This window comes from Gordonia sp. 135, assembly GCF_009720185.1.
Classification (GTDB): domain Bacteria; phylum Actinomycetota; class Actinomycetes; order Mycobacteriales; family Mycobacteriaceae; genus Gordonia; species Gordonia alkanivorans.
Genome location: NZ_CP046257.1, coordinates 3,272,111 through 3,289,927, shown reverse-complemented (window position 1 = coordinate 3,289,927; position 17,817 = coordinate 3,272,111). Strand labels below are relative to the sequence as shown.

Annotated in this window: 16 protein-coding genes; 6 read left to right on the top strand and 10 right to left on the bottom strand. The window is 67.7% G+C overall.

Annotated elements, in window-relative coordinates; genetic code table 11:
- The first annotated feature begins 5 nt into the window (after window positions 1–5).
- Window positions 6–1,424, top strand: a complete 1,419-nt coding sequence (locus GKZ92_RS14850) for an RNB domain-containing ribonuclease (RefSeq protein WP_075864046.1) — start codon at window positions 6–8, stop codon at window positions 1,422–1,424.
- A 182-nt stretch (window positions 1,425–1,606) separates the two neighbouring features.
- On the opposite strand, the gene GKZ92_RS14845 is transcribed toward GKZ92_RS14850, so the two are convergent.
- The 3 genes from GKZ92_RS14845 to panB all read right to left on the bottom strand — a co-directional run bounded on the left by GKZ92_RS14845 (window position 1,607) and on the right by panB (window position 5,062).
- Complete coding sequence (locus tag GKZ92_RS14845) at window positions 1,607–3,100, bottom strand: CYTH and CHAD domain-containing protein (protein WP_006356804.1); 1,494 nt, start codon at window positions 3,098–3,100, stop codon at window positions 1,607–1,609.
- A 69-nt stretch (window positions 3,101–3,169) separates the two neighbouring features.
- Window positions 3,170–4,135, bottom strand: coding sequence for a prolyl aminopeptidase (gene pip, locus GKZ92_RS14840; protein WP_035752715.1), 966 nt, complete (start codon window positions 4,133–4,135; stop codon window positions 3,170–3,172).
- A 78-nt stretch (window positions 4,136–4,213) separates the two neighbouring features.
- Complete coding sequence (panB, locus tag GKZ92_RS14835; protein WP_006356807.1) at window positions 4,214–5,062, bottom strand: 3-methyl-2-oxobutanoate hydroxymethyltransferase; 849 nt, start codon at window positions 5,060–5,062, stop codon at window positions 4,214–4,216.
- A gap of 327 nt (window positions 5,063–5,389) precedes the next feature.
- Between panB and glnA (GKZ92_RS14830) the strand changes: the two genes are divergently transcribed.
- The 4 genes from glnA (GKZ92_RS14830) to GKZ92_RS14815 all read left to right on the top strand — a co-directional run bounded on the left by glnA (GKZ92_RS14830) (window position 5,390) and on the right by GKZ92_RS14815 (window position 11,442).
- On the top strand, window positions 5,390–6,730 hold the full coding sequence (gene glnA / locus GKZ92_RS14830; protein ID WP_040003901.1) for a type I glutamate--ammonia ligase: 1,341 nt from the start codon (window positions 5,390–5,392) through the stop codon (window positions 6,728–6,730).
- Between the two features lie 66 nt (window positions 6,731–6,796).
- Window positions 6,797–9,808: a bifunctional [glutamine synthetase] adenylyltransferase/[glutamine synthetase]-adenylyl-L-tyrosine phosphorylase gene (locus tag GKZ92_RS14825; RefSeq protein WP_155225390.1), complete on the top strand. Its 3,012-nt coding sequence runs from the start codon at window positions 6,797–6,799 to the stop codon at window positions 9,806–9,808.
- 27 nt (window positions 9,809–9,835) lie between these two features.
- Window positions 9,836–10,786: an endonuclease/exonuclease/phosphatase family protein gene (locus GKZ92_RS14820; protein ID WP_035752711.1), complete on the top strand. Its 951-nt coding sequence runs from the start codon at window positions 9,836–9,838 to the stop codon at window positions 10,784–10,786.
- On the top strand, window positions 10,783–11,442 hold the full coding sequence (locus GKZ92_RS14815) for a biliverdin-producing heme oxygenase (protein ID WP_081474291.1): 660 nt from the start codon (window positions 10,783–10,785) through the stop codon (window positions 11,440–11,442). Before GKZ92_RS14820 ends, GKZ92_RS14815 begins: the two co-directional genes overlap by 4 nt.
- Window positions 11,443–11,464: 22 nt before the next feature.
- On the opposite strand, the gene GKZ92_RS14810 is transcribed toward GKZ92_RS14815, so the two are convergent.
- The 3 genes from GKZ92_RS14810 to glnA (GKZ92_RS14800) form a co-directional block, all read right to left on the bottom strand.
- Window positions 11,465–11,650 (bottom strand): hypothetical protein, encoded by a 186-nt coding sequence (locus GKZ92_RS14810; protein WP_006356812.1) that lies wholly within the window; start codon window positions 11,648–11,650, stop codon window positions 11,465–11,467.
- Window positions 11,651–11,729: 79 nt separating this feature from the next.
- Complete coding sequence (locus GKZ92_RS14805; RefSeq protein WP_006356813.1) at window positions 11,730–11,885, bottom strand: hypothetical protein; 156 nt, start codon at window positions 11,883–11,885, stop codon at window positions 11,730–11,732.
- Between the two features lie 62 nt (window positions 11,886–11,947).
- Window positions 11,948–13,381, bottom strand: a complete 1,434-nt coding sequence (gene glnA / locus GKZ92_RS14800) for a type I glutamate--ammonia ligase (protein ID WP_006867852.1) — start codon at window positions 13,379–13,381, stop codon at window positions 11,948–11,950.
- Window positions 13,382–13,703: 322 nt separating this feature from the next.
- Here glnA (GKZ92_RS14800) and GKZ92_RS14795 point away from each other — a divergent pair, with 322 nt between their 5' ends.
- Window positions 13,704–14,207: a transporter gene (locus GKZ92_RS14795; RefSeq protein WP_006356815.1), complete on the top strand. Its 504-nt coding sequence runs from the start codon at window positions 13,704–13,706 to the stop codon at window positions 14,205–14,207.
- An 82-nt stretch (window positions 14,208–14,289) separates the two neighbouring features.
- Here GKZ92_RS14795 and GKZ92_RS14790 read toward each other — a convergent pair whose 3' ends face one another.
- The 4 genes from GKZ92_RS14790 to GKZ92_RS14775 all read right to left on the bottom strand — a co-directional run bounded on the left by GKZ92_RS14790 (window position 14,290) and on the right by GKZ92_RS14775 (window position 17,803).
- A complete protein-coding gene (locus GKZ92_RS14790; RefSeq protein ID WP_006356816.1) occupies window positions 14,290–15,033 on the bottom strand; it encodes a DUF4191 domain-containing protein in 744 nt (247 codons plus the stop codon).
- A gap of 66 nt (window positions 15,034–15,099) precedes the next feature.
- Window positions 15,100–16,197 carry a lipoyl synthase gene (gene lipA / locus GKZ92_RS14785; RefSeq protein WP_006356817.1) on the bottom strand — a complete coding sequence of 366 codons (1,098 nt, stop codon included), beginning with the start codon at window positions 16,195–16,197 and terminating at the stop codon, window positions 15,100–15,102.
- Window positions 16,194–16,910: a lipoyl(octanoyl) transferase LipB gene (gene lipB, locus GKZ92_RS14780; RefSeq protein WP_006356818.1), complete on the bottom strand. Its 717-nt coding sequence runs from the start codon at window positions 16,908–16,910 to the stop codon at window positions 16,194–16,196. The genes lipA and lipB overlap by 4 nt, the downstream gene beginning before the upstream one ends.
- Window positions 16,907–17,803 carry a TIGR01777 family oxidoreductase gene (locus GKZ92_RS14775; protein WP_006356819.1) on the bottom strand — a complete coding sequence of 299 codons (897 nt, stop codon included), beginning with the start codon at window positions 17,801–17,803 and terminating at the stop codon, window positions 16,907–16,909. The genes lipB and GKZ92_RS14775 overlap by 4 nt, the downstream gene beginning before the upstream one ends.
- Window positions 17,804–17,817 lie beyond the last annotated feature (14 nt).

The window sequence follows — 17,817 nt, the reverse complement described above, 5'->3', positions numbered from 1 at the left end:
GAGACGTGACGCGCTTCCTCTTCGCCCCTGACATCGACTTCGCCGGTATCCGCGATCAGCTCGGGGTGGACGAGTCCTACGGCGACGACGCGCTGGCCGAGGCGCGCGACTCCGTCGACCGCTTCGCGGATGCGCGCGAGGACCACACCGGCGTCCCGTTCGTCACCATCGACCCGCCGACGTCGCGCGATCTCGACCAGGCCGTCCATCTCGCCGCCGACGGTGACGGGTTCATCGTCGACTACGCCATCGCCGACGTCGCGGCCCTGGTGATCCCCGAAGGCGCACTCGATCAGGAGAGCCGACGCCGCGGGTCCACCGTGTACTTCCCGGACGGCTCGGTACCGCTGCATCCGCGCGAACTGTCGGAGGGCAGCGGATCACTTCTGCCCGAACAAGTTCGGCCCTGCGTGCTCTGGACGATCCGGGTCTCGGGGGACGGGACGGTCGCCGATGTCCAGGTGCGGCGCTCGCGGATTCGGTCCGTCGCCCGCTTCGACTACGCGGGGGTCAGCGCCGACGCCGCGGCCGGCCGACTGCATCCGTCGATCGCGGCGTTGCCGGCGTTCGGTGAGCTGCGGCAGAGCGTCGCGATGGATCGCGGGGCCGTCGAACTCGATCTGCCGGACCAGCAGGTGTCCCGCACCGAGGCGGGCTGGCGGCTGGACCTCGAACCCCATACCCCGGCCGACATGTGGAACTCCCAGCTCTCGCTGCTCGCCGGGATGTGCGCGGGCACGATCATGGCCGAGGCGGGCATCGGACTGCTGCGGACGCTGCCGCCCGCCGATCCCGAAGCGGTCGAGGATCTGCGCGCCGCCGCGAAAGCGCTCGGCGTCGAATGGCCGGACGGCTTGGCGGTGGGTCGATTCCTGGCGGGCCTGCCCGGCGACCGGCCGAGCACGCTCGCCATCCAGTCGGCCGCGAGCGGTCTGATGCGGGGCGCCAACTATCTCGCGCTCGACGGTTCCGACGAGGCGCGTGCCATCCCGGATGACAAGAAGCAGCACGCCGCCATCGCCGGTCTCTACGCCCACGTCACCGCGCCGCTGCGCCGCCTCGGCGACCGGTTCGCGACCGAGGTGTGCCTCGCGGTCACCGCGGGCCGGGAGGTACCCGACTGGGTGATGCGCGCCCTGCCGACCCTGCCCAAGATCCTGCGCTCCGCCGACACCCTCGGCGCGACCGCCGACCGGGCCGGCATCGATCTCGCCGAGGCCGTCATCCTCGCCGACCGCGTCGGCGAACGCTTTGACGCAGTGGTGATGTCGGCGGCCACCGAACGCAAACCCGCCCAGGTGTTCATCGCCGACCCGCCGGTCGTCGCGGGCTGCGAGGGTGACCTGCGTCCGGGGACCCGGCTCGAGGTCGAACTGGCGGCCGCGGACGAGGTCACGCGGACGGTGGGGTTCCGACCCGCGTAGCCACACTTCCCGCGGGAGCGTTTACCGCGCGCGTGACCGTTTCCCTCCCGCGGGTGCTAGCCAATAAGCGGGAAGTAACCAGTCCCGCGGGAGAAAAATGCTTGCGCGGGAGGTGATCTCACCAGGCCATCGTGGCTCGTCGCTTGCGCTCCTCGCACCTCAGGCAGCGGGGGCGGGGCGGGTCAGAGGTCCTTGGCGGCCTTGCGGTACTCGGCGACGGCGCGGTAGGCATCGGCTTCGAGGCGGGCGTCGAGCCGACCGACGATGAACATGTCGGCGGCACCGAGCTTCCCGTCGGCGACGATGGTCGCGAGGTGGTCGCGGTTGATGCGGATGTCGTTGAAGTCGCCGAGGGCGGACTGGATCTTCTTGGCGACCGCGCCGACCTCGCGGTACTTCTTCTTGTTGAGCGGCTCCGTCGCATCGATGCTGTAGCGCAACCGCTTTGCGCGTTTGCGGATCTTGTGCAGTTGCTCCTGCCACTCGGCCGAGCCCTCGGTGAGGTCGGCGAGATCGGCCTGTGCCTTGCGGATGTGCTTGCGGCTCTTGGCGACCGCCTTGTCGACGACGACGGTCGCGGGGAGTTCGGCGTCGGGTCCGGGCGGGGGAGAGGCGATGAGGGCGTCGACGGAGTCGAGGAGGGCGAAGTAGCGCTTCGACGACATCGCGGCGTGCGCGGCGCGGATCGCCCGATCATGGGTCTGGGTCTCGGCGCCGGCGAGCGCGGCGAGCAGTTCCGCGGAGGCGTTCTCGCCGCGGAGCAGGGACTTGTCGAGTTCGAGCTGCACCTCGGAATCCCGTGCGTCACCGAGAATCCGGGCGAGGAGCTTGAGTTCGGCGCCGACGTGGGCGGTGCGCTCGGCGTCGAGCACCGTGGGGTAGCCGGACAGCACGCTGCGGAGTCGGCGGCAGGACACCCGCATCTGATGCACCGCGTCGTCGGCGTCCTCCCGCACGAGCGGGTCGTAGGCGATCAGGCTGTTGCGGTGCAGGGCGATGTCGGTGATGACGAGCTCGAGCGCGGTGGGGCGCTTCGACAGTCGGGGTTTGTGGACGGTCGGCGTCGAACCGATGGCACGAGCCAACTTCGAAGCACTCGACGCCGGTCGGGCGCCCCCGGCGCGCAGGACCTTGTCGGCGGCCTTGAGCAGCTTGGTGGTGCCGCCGGAGAGGAGTTCGAACTCCCACTCCGCCCACTGCTGGGAATGCCCGCCCGGCAGCAACGACTGCGCGGTCACCAGGTCCTCGGCGAGTTCGGCGAGCGGCTCGTCGTCGACGCCGAGCAGGCGCGTCACCGTGCGCGTGGTGGAGATGACGGCGACGGGGGTGAGCCTGCGGCAGCGGGTCAGTGCGAGGACCGGCGTCACCAGGGCCTCGGGGACGTCACCGTCGGCGGGCGCCTCGTCGAAGCCGATCTGGAGTTCGCGACGCGCGCCGGGGATGTCGGTGGGGCGCTTGAGATGCCAGCCCTGATCGGTGCCGCCGGTGCGGCGTCGCATGGTGATCCTGTTGCCGGCGAGATCGAGGTTCTCGGTGTCGAAATAGGTGGCGTCGAGCGAGAACGTCTCGGGTTCGGTCGCGGACACGACTCCGGGGAGCGCCCGCAGGTCCGGGGCCATGTGGCCGGGGTCCACGTCGAACTTGAGTTCCACCTCGACCTGCTCGGATGCGGCCACCTGATCCTCCTGACGCCGACGACACGGTGCAGCTGACTCGAGTCTAGTGACCCCGGGTCCGGCGACGCCTCATTCGGCGAAGCGGTCGGTCGCCTCCAGCAGGTGGTGCCGGATGCCGGTCTCGAAGGAGGCGTGCCCGGCGTCGTCGACGATGCGCAGATCGGCGGCCGGCCAGGCCCGATGGAGGTCCCAGGCGCTGCGCATCGGGCAGACGACATCGTAGCGTCCCTGGACGATGACGCCGGGGATGTGCGCGATGGCGTCGATGTTGTCGAGCAGCTGGCCGTCGTCGAGGAAGCCGTGGTTGACGAAGTAGTGGTTCTCGATCGACGCGAAGGCGAGATCGAAGCGGTGCGCTTCGTCAGGATTCTGTCCCGACTCCTCCTCGGGACGGGGGAGCAGGTAGCTGGTGGCTTGTTCCCAGCCGGTCCACGCGCGGGCCGCGGCACGGGCGACGTCGCGGTCGTCGGAGGTCAGCAGCCGGTGGTAGGCGGCGACCAGGTCGCCGTCGCGCTCGTTCGCCGGGATCGGCTCGAGGTAGGTCTCCCACACGTCGGGGAAGATGTGCGACGCGCCGCCGTTGTAGTACCAGTCGATCTCGCAGCGACGCAGCAGGAAGATCCCGCGCAGCACCAGTTCGGTGACCCGGTCGGGATGCGCCTGCGCATAGGCGAGACCCAGCGTCGAACCCCAGGAGCCGCCGAAGACCTGCCAGCGGTCGATGCCGAGATGGGTCCGGAGCTTCTCCATGTCGGCGATGAGATGCGGCGTGGTGTTGACACTCAGGTCCGCGCCGTCGGCGATGTGCGGCCGGGACTGTCCGCAACCGCGCTGATCGAACAGCACGATCCGGTACTTCGCGGGATCGAAAAAGCGTCGCTGGGCCGGTGACGTGCCACCGCCGGGGCCGCCGTGGACGAAGACCACGGGCTTGCCGTCGGGATTTCCCGACGTCTCCCAGTAGATCTGCTGGCCGTCACCCACATCGAGGTGACCGGAATCGTAGGGCTCGATCTCCGGGTAGAAGTCACGCATGGTCACCGAGCCTAGGCGCAACCGGGATTCCGTAGAAGTTGTGGGGATATGGCGTCCACAACTTCTACGGATCGTCGGTCAGTAGCTGTGCTCGGGGCCGGGGAAGACGCCGCGACGGACCTCGTCGGCGTACTGCTCGGCGGCCGAACGCAATTCGGAGCCCACGTCGGCGAACCGCTTGACGAACTTCGCCGTCTTGCCGTGGGTGAGGCCGGCCATGTCCTGCCAGACGAGCACCTGGGCGTCGGTCTCGTTGCCGGCACCGATGCCGACGGTCGGGATCGTCAGCTTGCGGGTGATCTGACCGGCCAGCTCGGCGGGGACCATCTCCATGACGACCGAGAAGGCGCCGGCCTCCTGGACCGCGATGGCGTCGGCGATGAGCTGGTCGGCGCCGTCTCCACGACCCTGGACGCGGAAGCCGCCGAGGCCGTTGACGCTCTGCGGGGTGAACCCGATGTGCGCCATGACGGGGATACCGGCGGCGGTGAGAGCCGCGATCTGCGGGGCGACGCGCTCGCCACCCTCGAGCTTGACCGCGTGCGCGCCGGTCTCCTTGAAGATCCGGATGGCGTTCTCGAGGGCGTGCTGCGGCCCGATCTCGTAGCTGCCGAAGGGCATGTCGGCGACGACGAGGGCGTGCGGGGCGCCGCGCACGACGGCGCGGATCAGCGGGATCATCTCGTCGACGCTCACCGGGATGGTGGTGTCGTAGCCGAGGACGACGTTGGCCGCCGAGTCACCGACGAGCAGCACCGGGATTCCGGCGGCGTCGAAGATGCATGCGGTCGAGTAGTCGTAGGCGGTGAGCATCGACCACCTCTCGCCCTCGGACTTCATCTGGGCGAGGTGATGGACGCGGGTCACACGGCGCTTGGGAGCGTCGGTGGTGGAGGTGGATGCACCATAGACCGAGGATTCGGACATCGTTGTCTCTTTTCTGCCTCGAGTCCCGGCTGGCCCGGAGGGGCGCGGCGGGTACCCGGGTTGAACACGGACAAGCGCCATTGTGTCACCGCAGATATGTGATGTAACCGTCGCAGGATATGCAATTGATCACATCGAACGGGAGGTGGAGTCGGCCCGATGTGCGGAGGTTGTCGCGGTTCGGAAGCATCCTGGCTGTTCGGAGGCATCCCATCCCGGCTGGCTTGCGTCTCATATGATGGGATGGCCTCGGCAAACGCGCAGGACAGCGAGTTGGTGTTATGCGTGTAACACGGATTTAACAGCCGACTTCTAATGTCGGCGACCATGGATCGCCAAAAGGAATTCGTGCTGCGGACCCTCGAAGAGCGCGACATCCGTTTCGTCCGACTGTGGTTCACCGACGTACTCGGTTATCTGAAGTCCGTGGCGATCGCGCCGGCCGAACTCGAGGGTGCCTTCTCCGAGGGCATCGGCTTCGACGGCTCGGCCATCGAGGGCTTCTCCCGTGTGTCGGAGGCCGACACGGTCGCCAAGCCCGATCCGTCGACCTTCCAGATCCTGCCGTGGACCACCTCGGCCGGCCGCCACCACTCGGCCCGCATGTTCTGCGACATCGCGATGCCCGACGGCACCCCGAGCTGGGCCGACTCGCGCCACGTACTGCGTCGCCAGCTGAACAAGGCAGCCGACCTCGGCTTCAGCTGCTACGTGCACCCCGAGATCGAGTTCTTCCTCCTCAAGGACGCACCGCTCGACGGTTCGGTGCCGACACCGGCCGACTCCGGCGGCTACTTCGACCAGGCCGTCCACGACGCCGCACCCAACTTCCGCCGCCACGCCATCGAGGCCCTCGAGTCGATGGGCATCTCGGTCGAGTTCTCCCACCACGAGGGCGCCCCGGGCCAGCAGGAGATCGACCTCCGCTACGCCGACGCGCTGTCGATGGCCGACAACGTGATGACCTTCCGCTACCTCATCAAGGAGGTGGCCATCAACGAGGGCGTGTGGGCCACCTTCATGCCGAAGCCGTTCAGCGAGCATCCCGGTTCGGCGATGCACACGCACATGAGCCTGTTCGAGGGCGACATCAACGCGTTCCACAATCCCGACGACCCGATGCAGTTGTCGGCCACCGGTAAGAAGTTCATCGCCGGCATCCTGCACCACGCGTCGGAGATCAGTGCCGTCACCAACCAGTGGGTCAACAGCTACAAGCGCCTCATCCACGGTGGCGAGGCCCCGACCGCCGCGACCTGGGGCGGTGCCAACCGGTCCGCGCTCATCCGCCTGCCGCTGTACACCCCCAACAAGGCGTCGTCGCGCCGCATCGAGGTGCGCAGCCCGGACTCGGCCTGCAACCCGTACCTGACCTTCGCGGTCCTGCTGGCCGCCGGCCTGAAGGGCATCGAGGAGGGTTACGAACTCCCCGACGAGGCCGAGGACGACGTCTGGGCCCTCACACCGGCCGAGCGCCGCGCGATGGGGTACCAGGAACTGCCCGGCAGCCTGGCCGAAGCGCTCACCAAGATGGAGAACTCGGAGCTGGTCGCGGAAGCCCTCGGCGAGCACGTCTTCGACTACTTCCTGCGCAACAAGTGGGCCGAGTGGACGGGCTACCGCAGCATGGTCACCCCCTACGAGCTGAAGAACTACCTGCCGCTGTAAGGGCCCGGGCCCTGTCGTTCGGGACCGCGATGTCGTCTTCGGTGGTGAAGCCGCTATTTTTGTGAAGTGACACGACGACCGGGACGCAGCGCGGTACCCAGTGCAGGACGGTTGGGTCTGCTCGACACCACCGCGCCGCAGAATCTCGCCGAACTCGGCTGGAACACGCCCGAGTCCGTCGACGTGCTGTGGGCGTTGTCGCGGGCACCCGACGCCGACCTCGCGCTCCGCACGCTCGTCCGGCTGCGCGGGGCCGTCGAGGGCGAGTGGTCCGAGGTCGACGCGGCGCTGCGCACGAACAAATCGTTCCGGGGTCGGCTCTTCGGTGTCATCGGCTCCTCCGACGCCCTGGCCGATCATCTCGTCGCCGAGCCGTCGACCTGGCGTCTGCTGCTCGCCGACGAACTGCCCGACCGCGACGAGGTCGACCGCCGGATGCTCGACTCCGTCGGCGCCGAGGCCGTGCCGGGTGAGGTCGAGAAGGGCAACCGCGTCTACCGCGCGAAGCTCACCGGACCGAAATCCGTCGTGGCGCTCCGTCTGGCGTACCGCAACCTGATCCTGCAGCTGGCCGCGCACGACGTCGCCTCGACCGTCGAGGACGAACCGGTGATGTGGCTACCGGAGGTCGGCGCCTATCTGTCCGACCTCGCCGACGCGGCGCTGACCGCGGCACTCGCCGTCGCCTTCACCGAGGTGTGCGGCGGCGATCCGATCCCGGTGCGGATCGCCGTCATCGCGATGGGCAAATGCGGTGCGCGCGAGCTGAACTACGTGAGCGACGTGGACGTCATCTTCGTCAGCGACCCGGCCGACGGCGCCTCCTCCCGGATTGCCGGAGAGATGATGCGGATCGGTTCGCTGGCCTTTTTCGAGGTCGACGCCGCATTGCGCCCGGAGGGCAAGTCGGGCACGCTGACCCGCACGCTGGAATCCCATGTCGCGTACTACGAGCGGTGGGCCAAGACCTGGGAGTTCCAGGCGCTGCTGAAGTCTCGCGCGATGACCGGCGACATGGAACTGGCGAACGAGTACATCGCGGCGGTCAAGCCGATGGTGTGGAAGGCCGCCGAGCGTCCCGACTTCGTGCCCGAGGTACAGAAGATGCGACGCCGCGTCGAATCGCTGGTCCCGGAGGGGGAGCGCGAGCGCAATCTCAAACTCGGACAGGGAAGTTTGCGCGACGTCGAGTTCGCGGTGCAGCTGCTGCAGATGGTCCACGGCCGCGTCGACGAGGAACTCCGGGTGATGCCGACGGTCGACGCGCTCGCGGCACTGACCGCGGGCGGTTACGTCGGGCGCGACGACGGCGCCAATCTCAGTGCCTCGTACCAGTTCCTGCGACTGCTCGAACATAGGTTGCAGCTGCAGAAGTTGAAGCGGACCCACCTGCTCCCGAAGCCCGACGACACCGAGGGGCTGCGCTGGCTGGCACGGGCGGCCCACATCCGTCGCGAGGGTGAGCTCGACGCGACCGGCGTGCTGCGCGAACAGATCAAGCACCAGACCCTCCGCGTCCGACGGTTGCACCAGAAGTTGTTCTACCGTCCGCTGCTGGAGGCGGTCACCCGTTTCCGGCCCGACGAGTTGACCCTGAGCGACGAGTCTGCCGAGAGGCGTCTGGCCGCATTGGGTTACGCCATGCCCGACCGCGCGCTCAGTCACATCCGGGCGCTGTCGAACGCACCCGGGCGTCGCGGCCAGATCCAGCTGCTCATCCTGCCGCAGCTGCTCGAACACATCGGTGACACACCGGATCCCGACGCCGGTCTGCTCAACTACCGGCGGCTGTGCGAGGCGCTCGAGGACAAGGACTGGTTCCTGCGTCTGCTCCGCGACGACGGGGTGGTCGCCGAACGGCTGATGAAGGTGCTCGGCACCTCCGAGTTCATCGCGAACATGCTGATGCGCTCGCCCGAGGTGATCCACCAGTATTCCGACGGTCCCGACGGGCCGAAACTGTGCGCCATCCGGCCCGAGGACGTGGCCAAGGGGCTCATCGCCTCGACCGTGCGCCAAGAGGACATGAAACGTGCGGTCGCCGTGGCGCGTTCGCACCGTCGTGCCGAACTCGTCCGGGTCGCGTCGGCCGACGTGCTCGGTCTGATGGACGTGCCGACGGTGTGCAAGGCGCTGTCGAGCGTGTGGTCCGCGGTCCTCAATGCTGCACTCACCGTGGCGATCGACATCTCCGAACGCGATCGCGGGAAGCCCGCACCCGCACGTATCGCCGTGATCGGCATGGGCCGGCTCGGTGGCGGCGAACTCGGGTACGGCTCGGACGCCGACGTGCTGTTCGTGTGCCAGCCCAACCGCGACGCCGACGAATCCGAGGCCGTCCGGTGGTCGCAGACCATTGCCGAAACCGTCCGTTCGGCCCTCGGCAGCCCGAGCGCCGACCCGCCGCTCGAGGTCGACACCGGACTGCGTCCCGAGGGGCGCAACGGCCCGGTCGTGCGAACCCTGGCCGCCTACTCCGCGTACTACGCCCAGTGGGCGCAGCCGTGGGAGGTGCAGGCGCTGCTGCGCGCGCACCAGGTCGCCGGCGACGAGGCGCTGGGCATCGACTTCCTGCACATGATCGATCACGTGCGGTATCCGGCCGGGGGTGTCAGCAACGAGGCCGTCAAGGAGATCCGGCGCATCAAGGCCCGCGTCGACGCCGAACGACTGCCGCGTGGAGCCGATCCGGCGACCCACACGAAGCTGGGCCGTGGCGGTCTCGCCGACATCGAGTGGACCGTGCAGTTGCTGCAGCTGCGCTACGCCCACCGCTACCGCAGTCTCCACAACACCTCGACCCTCGAGTCGCTCGATGCGATCGGTGCCGCGGAGTTGTTGTCGGAGAACGATGTGGCGCTGCTCAAGAATGCGTGGATCACCGCGACCAAGGCGCGCAACGCCCTCGTGCTGGTGCGGGGCAAGCCCGTCGATCAGTTGCCGGGTCCGGGCAAACAGCTGCGTCAGATCGCGTTTGCGGCCGGCTGGCCCCAGGACCAGGCGTCGGAGTTCCTGGAGAATTACCTGCGGGTGACGCGCCGGGCGAAGGCCGTGGTGCTCAAGGTCTTCGGCGCGTAGTCGCGCTTCTGTTGTACGGGGGGACAGGTGAAGAGATTCCTGTGGGTGCCGGCGTACATCGTCGGCTGGGCGATGCTGGCCGGGGTGGTGCTGGCGGTGTGGCTGCACTTCTATCCCTCGCGCGGGAACGTTGCGCTGTATCTGACGAGCGGGGTGGCCTTCGCGCTCGTCCCGGCGCTGGTCGCCATCGCGATCTTCGCGGCGTTGCGCCGCTGGTTCATGCTGGCGATCGCGATCGTCGTATCCGGCGTGCTGGCCTACACCCAGATCCCGCTGGTCGTCCCGGCGAGCGCCCCGCAGGGCGAGGAGTTCACCGTCGTGTCCGCCAATCTGCTCTTCGGCGGCGGTGACATCGGTGCGCTGGAAAAGATCGTGGCCGAGGCCGATCCCGACATGCTTTCGCTGCAGGAGGTGACTCCCGAAGCGCTGCAACGGATTCGCGGCGGCAAGATCGCGCGTCTCCTGCCCAACGAGTTCGCCATCCCGTACTCGTACGCGGCGGGCACCGCGTTGTTCACCAGGGCGACCCTGTCGGATCGGTTCAACATCCCCGACACCATCCTCCACAACCTGCAGGTGCGCACCGACCTGCCCGGCGCACCCGGTACGCACGTGCTGGCCATTCACCCGGCCGCACCGCTGTGGGGGGAGAAGGACGGCTGGTTCCACGACATGGGCATCCTGGCCGACCACTTCGCGAAACTGCCCGCGGGGCGGGTGGTCGCCATCGGCGACTTCAACTCCACCTGGAACCACGCGACCTACCGCAAGCTGCTGACCAACGGGCTCGTCGACGGGACGGACGTGGCAGGCGCGGGCTTCCTGCCGACGTATCCGACGGACACGAGGCTCGGCAACCGTCCGCTCGTCGCCATCGATCGGGTCATCCTGCGCGGATTCGTGGCCACGTCGATGGACAGTCACTACCTGCCAGGTTCCGATCACCGGGCGCTGGTGGTATCACTGATTGCATCATGAGCGCCAGCATCTCCGGTCCCGACACCGCGGGCCCCAGCATTTCCCAACGGCTCCGCGAGGCGACCGCCGTCGCGCACCAGCAGGCCGAGACGGCTCCCTTCATCGACGACCTGATGTCGGGCCGCCTCGACAGCGGCGAGTACCAAAAACTGGCTGTGCAGCTGTACTTCGTCTACGAGGCCCTCGAAGCCGTCGGCGACGACCTGGCCGACGATCCGATCGCCGGAGCCGTGATCGACGACAAGCTGCGTCGGCTCCCGAGGCTCGGTGCCGATCTGGCGTCGTTCGGCGTCGACCCGAGTTCGTTCACCCCGCTGCCGGCCGTCGCCCGGTACGTCGAGGCCATCGAGGCCACGCGAGATGACCCGGCTCGCTATGTGGCACACCACTACACGCGATACCTGGGCGACCTGAGCGGGGGACAGGTCGTGGCCCATCGAATGCGCGAGCACTACGGTGTCGACGCTTCGGCGCTGAGTTTCTACACCTTCGACGAGATCGAGAAACTCAAGCGCTACAAGGATTCCTATCGCGCTCGGCTCGACGCCCTGCCGCTCGACGCCGCTGCCGTGGAACGGCTCGTCGACGAAGCGGTTGCCGCGTTCGGCCACAATCAGGCCGTCTTCGGCGACCTCGACTCGGCCAGCGCCGCCTGACAGCGGAAGTACCTGTTGGGGTTCAGTTCACCTGGAGCTTGACGGTGCGGTCCAGCACGACCTCGTGGAGGTCGTCGTTGCCCTTGACCAATTCGATGCGCAACTGATTGTTGTCGAGTCGGCTGGTGGTGCGAACCACGCGCGGGGTGCCCTCGAGGCTGATGCGGTCACCGGGGACAAGGTCTTCGACATACACATCTCTGGTCATGCGACCAAACTAAGGCCCTACCCTGTGGTACGGCAGAGCAAGAAGTCACATTTGTGCGACACATCACAAAACCCCTTGTTCAGACCCGCGCAATGAGACGTTCGATTCCGTCGAGTGTCACCGTGAGTTCGAGATCCGGTTCCGCGGAGAAGAAGTCGTCGGAGTTCTGCATCGCGGCGTCGTTCTGCATCGCGGCGTCGGCGAACGCCGCGGCGAGCAAATACGCAGACGCCATCGCAGACGACGAACGCCCCGTCCGCGAGAACGCGGACGGGGCGTCGTAACAGAGTGCTTGGATCAGCAGTCGTAGTACAGCGAGAACTCGTACGGGTGCGGACGGATCTGCACCGGCTCGATCTCGTTCTCACGCTTCAGCGCGATCCAGGTCTCGATGAGGTCCTCGGTGAACACGCCACCGGCGGTGAGGTACTCGTGATCCTCTTCGAGGCGGTCGATGACAGCGGCGAGCGAGGTCGGCGCCTGCGGGATCGACTTGGCCTCCTCCGGCGGGAGCTCGTAGAGGTCCTTGTCGACCGGCTCGTGCGGCTCGATCTTGTTCTTGATGCCGTCCAGGCCGGCCATCATCATCGCGGCGAACGCCAGGTACGGGTTGCCCGAGCTGTCCGGGCAACGGAACTCGAGGCGCTTGGCCTTCGGGTTGTTGCCGGTGATCGGGATACGCACACAGGCCGAACGGTTGCGCTGGCTGTAGACCAGGTTGATCGGGGCCTCGTAGCCCGGGACCAGACGCTTGTAGGAGTTGACCGTCGGGTTGGTGAACGCCAGCAGCGACGGGGCGTGGTGCAGGATGCCGCCGATGTAGTAGCGAGCCAGATCCGACAGGCCTGCGTAGCCGGCCTCGTCGTGGAACAGGGGCTTGCCGTCCTTCCACAGCGACTGGTGGGCGTGCATGCCCGAGCCGTTGTCACCGAAGAGCGGCTTCGGCATGAAGGTGACCGACTTGCCGTTCTGCCATGCGGTGTTCTTGATGATGTACTTGAACAGCTGCACGTCATCGGCCGCGTGGAGCAGCGTGTTGAACTTGTAGTTGATCTCCGCCTGACCTGCAGTGCCGACCTCGTGGTGGCCGCGCTCGAGCTCGAAGCCCGAGTTCTGCAGGTTGGTCGACATCTCGTCGCGCAGGTCGACGTAGTGGTCGTATGGAGCAACCGGGAAGTAGCCACCCTTGGGGCGGACCTTGTAGCCCAGGTTGGGGCTGCCGTCGGGATCGCTCGGCGAGGCGGTGTTCCACCAGCCCGACTCCGACTCGATCTCGTAGAAGGTGCCGTTCATCTCCGAGCCGAAGGACACCGAGTCGAAGATGTAGAACTCGGCCTCGGCGCCGAAGAAGCAGGTGTCGGCGATGCCGGTCGAGGCCAGGTAGTCCTCGGCCTTGCGCGCGACGTTACGCGGGTCGCGGCTGTAGGCCTCACGGGTGAACGGGTCGTGGACGAAGAAGCTGATGTTCATCGTCTTCGCCTTGCGGAAAGGATCGATCCGCGCGGTGGCCGGGTCGGGCAGCAGCATCATGTCCGACTCGTTGATCGACTGGAAGCCGCGCACCGACGAACCGTCGAATGCCAGACCGTCCTCGAACACGCTCTCGTCGAACGCCGAAGCGGGGATCGAGAAGTGCTGCATGACACCGGGCAGGTCGCAGAATCGGATGTCGACGTACTCGACACCTTCCTTCTTGATGCCCTCGAGTAGTTCTTCTTTACTGCTGTACACCGTGCGGTGACTCCTTCGTGATCGGGTGGTCAGTGGTACTGACACGCCACACACATCCGCCGCCGAGAAACAGCAGCGGATCTCAGCGGCAACCGTATGGAGGCGAAGTTGCCCAGGCGTCAAGTCCGTGTTTCCCCCGTGTTACACACCGGTGTTCTTGGCAACACACGGCTCATACCTCGGTGAACGCACTCGGCGGATCCCACCCTAGCCCGCTGCGGGCACCGGGGCGGGCGGTAGGGGTAACGGCCCCGACTACGATGGACCCAACGAACGCCGTGGTCGTCGACGGCGAGCCACGGTCGCGAGAGGAGTCATCACGATGGGACGAGTAACCGGTTCCTGGCTGTCGGGACCGCAGATCGGTCCCGGCGACGGCGTCGACAACGATTTCCGCGGTCAGGACCTCGGTCTGCCCGCGTCCGGACCCGGCTCGCTGGCCACCGGGTGGCCGCGCGTGGCAGGCCTGCTCGTCGACTGGCTGATCGCCGGTGGGCTCGCGATCCTGTTCGTCGGATTCGAGTCGTCGGTCCTGGGCACCACCCAGCTCGGCATCTGGTTCGTGATGGGAATCTTCGCGGTCTCGCTGTTCGGCTTCACCCCCGGCCAGTTCGTCGTCGGGATGCGCGTGGCCCGTGTCGACTTCGGGCCCGAGCGCAACGCCGCCGAAGCCGCCGGCAAGGAGAGCCCCGCGTCCGTCGGCATCGTGCGGGCCTTCTTCCGCCAGTTGCTGATGGTGTTCCTGGTGCCGGCCCTGATCAACGACTACAACGGCCGCGCCCTGCACGACCGCGCGACGGGCACGGCGATCGTCCGGACGCGCTGAGCGTTCGGTAAACCCACCACGAATCCGTAAAGCCACCGCCCGTGCGGGCGGTGGCTTTACGGAACAAGGGTGGGTTTGCGAATCAGCCGCGACGACGCGCGGTGCGCTGCATGCTCTTCATCTTCGCGTTGCCGGGCAGCGGGCCCTTGGGCATACCGGGACCGGGAGCCTTGCTGCTGAGCGCGGCGAGACGGCCCTCGAGGGTTTCCATGCGCTTGCGGTCGATGTTGCTGGGCAGCTTGTTGATGTGACGCTCGAGCTTGGACAGCGGGACCTGGCCGTCGTCGTTGCCGACCATGATCTCGTAGATCGGGGTGTCGCCGACGACGCGGGCGGCCTTCTTCTTCTCCTGGTTCAGCAGGGACTTCACGCGGGTCGGGGAGCCCTCACCGACGAGGATCACGCCCGGCTTGCCGATGACCCGGTGCACGGCGTCGAGGTGCGAGGTGCCCGAGACGGCCTGCGCGACGCGCCACTGGCCGCGCATGTTGCCCAGCGCCCATCCGGCGGCACCGGGCTGGCCCTCGGCCTTGGTGTAGACGTTCTTCTGCACACGACGGCCGAACAGGATGAACGCACCGAGCACACCCAGCACGAGGCCGAGCGGGATCAGCAGCCATGGCGAGCCCAGCAGGAAGCCGAGCGCGGTGAACACGGCGATGGACAGCACGATCACACCCACCATGTAGGGGATGAGTCGCTTGTCTTCCTTGCGCTGCATCTGGAACGCCTGCCACAACTGCTGGCGCCGTTCCTTCGATGCAGCCTTGCGGGCCTGCTTCTTAGCGGCCTTTGCTTCCTTGCTCACGGACTGCGCCTTTGCCATACGGCCAGTTTACGTCCGGTCGTCAGGTGACCTGCCGCATGGTCGGCAGGCGGGGTGCGGATGCGGTCAGCGCGCGAGGCGAGCCATCAGGCTGGACGCCTCCTGGCTGGCGGAACCCTCGGCAGCGAGGTGTGCCAGGGCGGGCGAGATCTCGCGGCCGTGATGGGCCATGGCCTGCGCGTACAGGCGGCCGGCGCGATAGGACGACCGCACCAGCGGTCCGGCCATGACTCCGGCGAAGCCGATCTCCTGGGCGAACTCGGAGTGGTCGACGAACTCCTCCGGCTTGACCCACCGCTCGACGGGATGGTGCCGCGGCGAGGGACGCAGGTACTGGGTGATCGTCAAGATGTCGCAACCGGCCTCGTGCAGGTCGATGATGGCCGACTGCACCTCTTCGGGGGTCTCGCCCATGCCGAGGATCAGGTTCGACTTCGTCACCAGGCCGAAATCGCGAGCGGCGGTGATGACCTCGAGGGAGCGCTCGTACCGGAACGCCGGACGGATGCGCTTGAAGATGCGGGGCACCGTCTCGAGGTTGTGGGCGAGCACCTCCGGCCGGGCATCGAAGACCTCGGCCAGCAGGTCGGGCTTGGCGTGGAAATCCGGGATCAGGTTCTCGACGCCGGTACCGGGGTTGAGGCGGTGGATGGCGCGGACGGTCTCGGCGTAGAGCCACGCACCCTCGTCGGGCAGGTCGTCGCGGGCGACTCCGGTGATCGTCGAGTAGCGCAGACCCATGGCCTGGACGCTCTCGGCGACGCGCCGCGGCTCGTCACGGTCGAGTGCGGCGGGCTTGCCGGTGTCGATCTGGCAGAAGTCGCAGCGTCGGGTGCACTGCTCGCCGCCGATGAGGAAGGTGGCCTCGCGGTCTTCCCAGCATTCGTAGATGTTGGGGCAGCCCGCCTCCTCGCAGACGGTGTGTAGGCCCTCGCGCTTGACGAGTCCCTTGAGTTCGGTGAACTCCGGGCCCATCGTCGCGCGGGTCTTGATCCAGCTGGGCTTGCGCTCGATCGGGGTCTGCGCGTTACGCACCTCCAGGCGCAGCAGTTTGCGGCCCTCGGGAGCGGGCGAAGCGGGAGCGGTGGTCTTCGGTGCGGTAGCCGAGGCCGGGGGTGTGGCGTCGGGGGCACCGGGTCCGGGGGTGAGGGGGGACGCGGTCACCGAACCGATCCTACGCTCGCCGTCGTGGGCCTCTCGGAGGCCGTCGGAGCGGCCTCCCGCGGGGTGTCCAGGGCGTCGAGCACGGCGGCCGCGACGGTGTCGAGCAGGGAGGCCACCGAGATCGGTTGTGCCAGTTCACGGGACAGCGAGGTGACGCCGGCGTCGGCGATCCCGCACGGCACGATGGCCTCGAAGGCCGACATGTCGGGGTCGATGTTGAGGGCGAACCCGTGCAGCGCGACGCCGCGCGCGACGCGGATGCCGATCTGGCCGAGCTTTCGTTCACCCGCGTCGTCGTCGATCCACACGCCCGAGCGTCCCTCGACGCGACCGGTGGTGACGCCGAGGTCCGCGCACACGGAGATGAGAGCACTTTCGAGGCGTCGCACGTACTCGACGACGTCGAGCGGTTCGGCGAGCTTCACGATCGGGTAGCCGACGAGCTGTCCCGGTCCGTGCCAGGTGATGCGGCCGCCGCGGTCGACGTCGATGACGGGTGCGCCGTTGGTGGGGCGATCGGCGTCCTCGGTGCGTTTGCCCGCGGTGTAGGTCGACGGGTGTTCGAGCAGGAGTAGGACGTCGTGGTCGAGCGTGCCGTCGGCGCGCTCGGTCGCGAGCCGGTGCTGCATGTCGTAGGCGTCGCGGTAGTCGACGGTGCCCAGGCGCCGGACCTCGACAGGTGCCGAGTCGGCGCGGACGGAACGATGGGTCATGATGCCGGCTTCGTCGCGTAGGTCAGGGCCTCGCGGATTTCGGGGTGGTTGAACGTGAATCCGTGGTCGGTGAGCACGCGGGGTTCAACGCGTTGACTGAACAGAATCATTTCCTCGGCCATCTCGCCGCCGACGCGGCGTGCCACGAACTCGGGCACCTGCATCACGGCGGGGCGGTGCACGGCCTTGCCGAGTGCCTTGCAGAACTCGCCGAAGGGCAGCGATCCGGGAGCACTCAGGTTGACCGGGCCGGCGATGTCGGGGGAGTCGAGGAGGAACTCGATCGCCCGCACCTCGTCGATGAGGCTGATCCAGGAGAAGTACTGCTTGCCGTTGCCGATCGGACCGCCGAGCCCGAGCTTGAACAGCGGGCGGAGCTTGCCGAGCAGACCGCCCTGCGAGCTGAGGACCGGCGCGGTCCGGAGCAGGACGACGCGGGTGTCGGGGCCGGCGTTGGTGGTCGCGGCCTTCTCCCAGTCGACGACCAGCTCGGCGAGGAAACCCTTACCGGGACCGTCGGTTTCGACCGCGGCCCGGGTTCCGGTGTCGCCGTAGAAGCCGGTGGCGCTGGCGCTGATGAAGGTCGGGATGCCGAGATCGCGCACGGCCTCGGCGAGCACCTCGGTCGGAGTGATGCGGGAGTCGCGCAGCTCCTGCTTGAATCGGCCGGTCCACCGGCCGTTACCGACGCCGACCCCGCCGAGCGAGACCACCGCATCGACGCCCTCGAGGCTCTCCGGCGGCATCCCGATGGTCTCGGGATCCCAGCTGAACTCGTCGTCGGCGAGCGCCTCGCGGCGGACCAGACGGATGACCGTGTGGCCCGCCGCGCGCAGCGAGTTGACCAGGGCGTTCCCGATGAGGCCCTGTGATCCTGCGACGGCTATACGCATCGAACGCCTCGACG

Bases quoted from the DNA above. Each gene is read 5' to 3' on its own strand.
- pip (WP_035752715.1), bottom strand. From the start codon at position 4,135: ATGCGTGACTTCTACCCGGAGATCGAGCCCTACGATTCCGGTCACCTC.
- panB (WP_006356807.1), bottom strand. From the start codon at position 5,062: ATGTCCGAATCCTCGGTCTATGGTGCATCCACCTCCACCACCGACGCT.
- glnA (WP_040003901.1), top strand. From the start codon at position 5,390: ATGGATCGCCAAAAGGAATTCGTGCTGCGGACCCTCGAAGAGCGCGAC.
- GKZ92_RS14815 (WP_081474291.1), top strand. From the start codon at position 10,783: ATGAGCGCCAGCATCTCCGGTCCCGACACCGCGGGCCCCAGCATTTCC.
- GKZ92_RS14810 (WP_006356812.1), bottom strand. From the start codon at position 11,650: ATGACCAGAGATGTGTATGTCGAAGACCTTGTCCCCGGTGACCGCATC.
- GKZ92_RS14805 (WP_006356813.1), bottom strand. From the start codon at position 11,885: ATGGCGTCTGCGTATTTGCTCGCCGCGGCGTTCGCCGACGCCGCGATG.
- GKZ92_RS14795 (WP_006356815.1), top strand. From the start codon at position 13,704: ATGGGACGAGTAACCGGTTCCTGGCTGTCGGGACCGCAGATCGGTCCC.
- GKZ92_RS14790 (WP_006356816.1), bottom strand. From the start codon at position 15,033: ATGGCAAAGGCGCAGTCCGTGAGCAAGGAAGCAAAGGCCGCTAAGAAG.
- lipB (WP_006356818.1), bottom strand. From the start codon at position 16,910: ATGACCCATCGTTCCGTCCGCGCCGACTCGGCACCTGTCGAGGTCCGG.
- GKZ92_RS14775 (WP_006356819.1), bottom strand. From the start codon at position 17,803: ATGCGTATAGCCGTCGCAGGATCACAGGGCCTCATCGGGAACGCCCTG.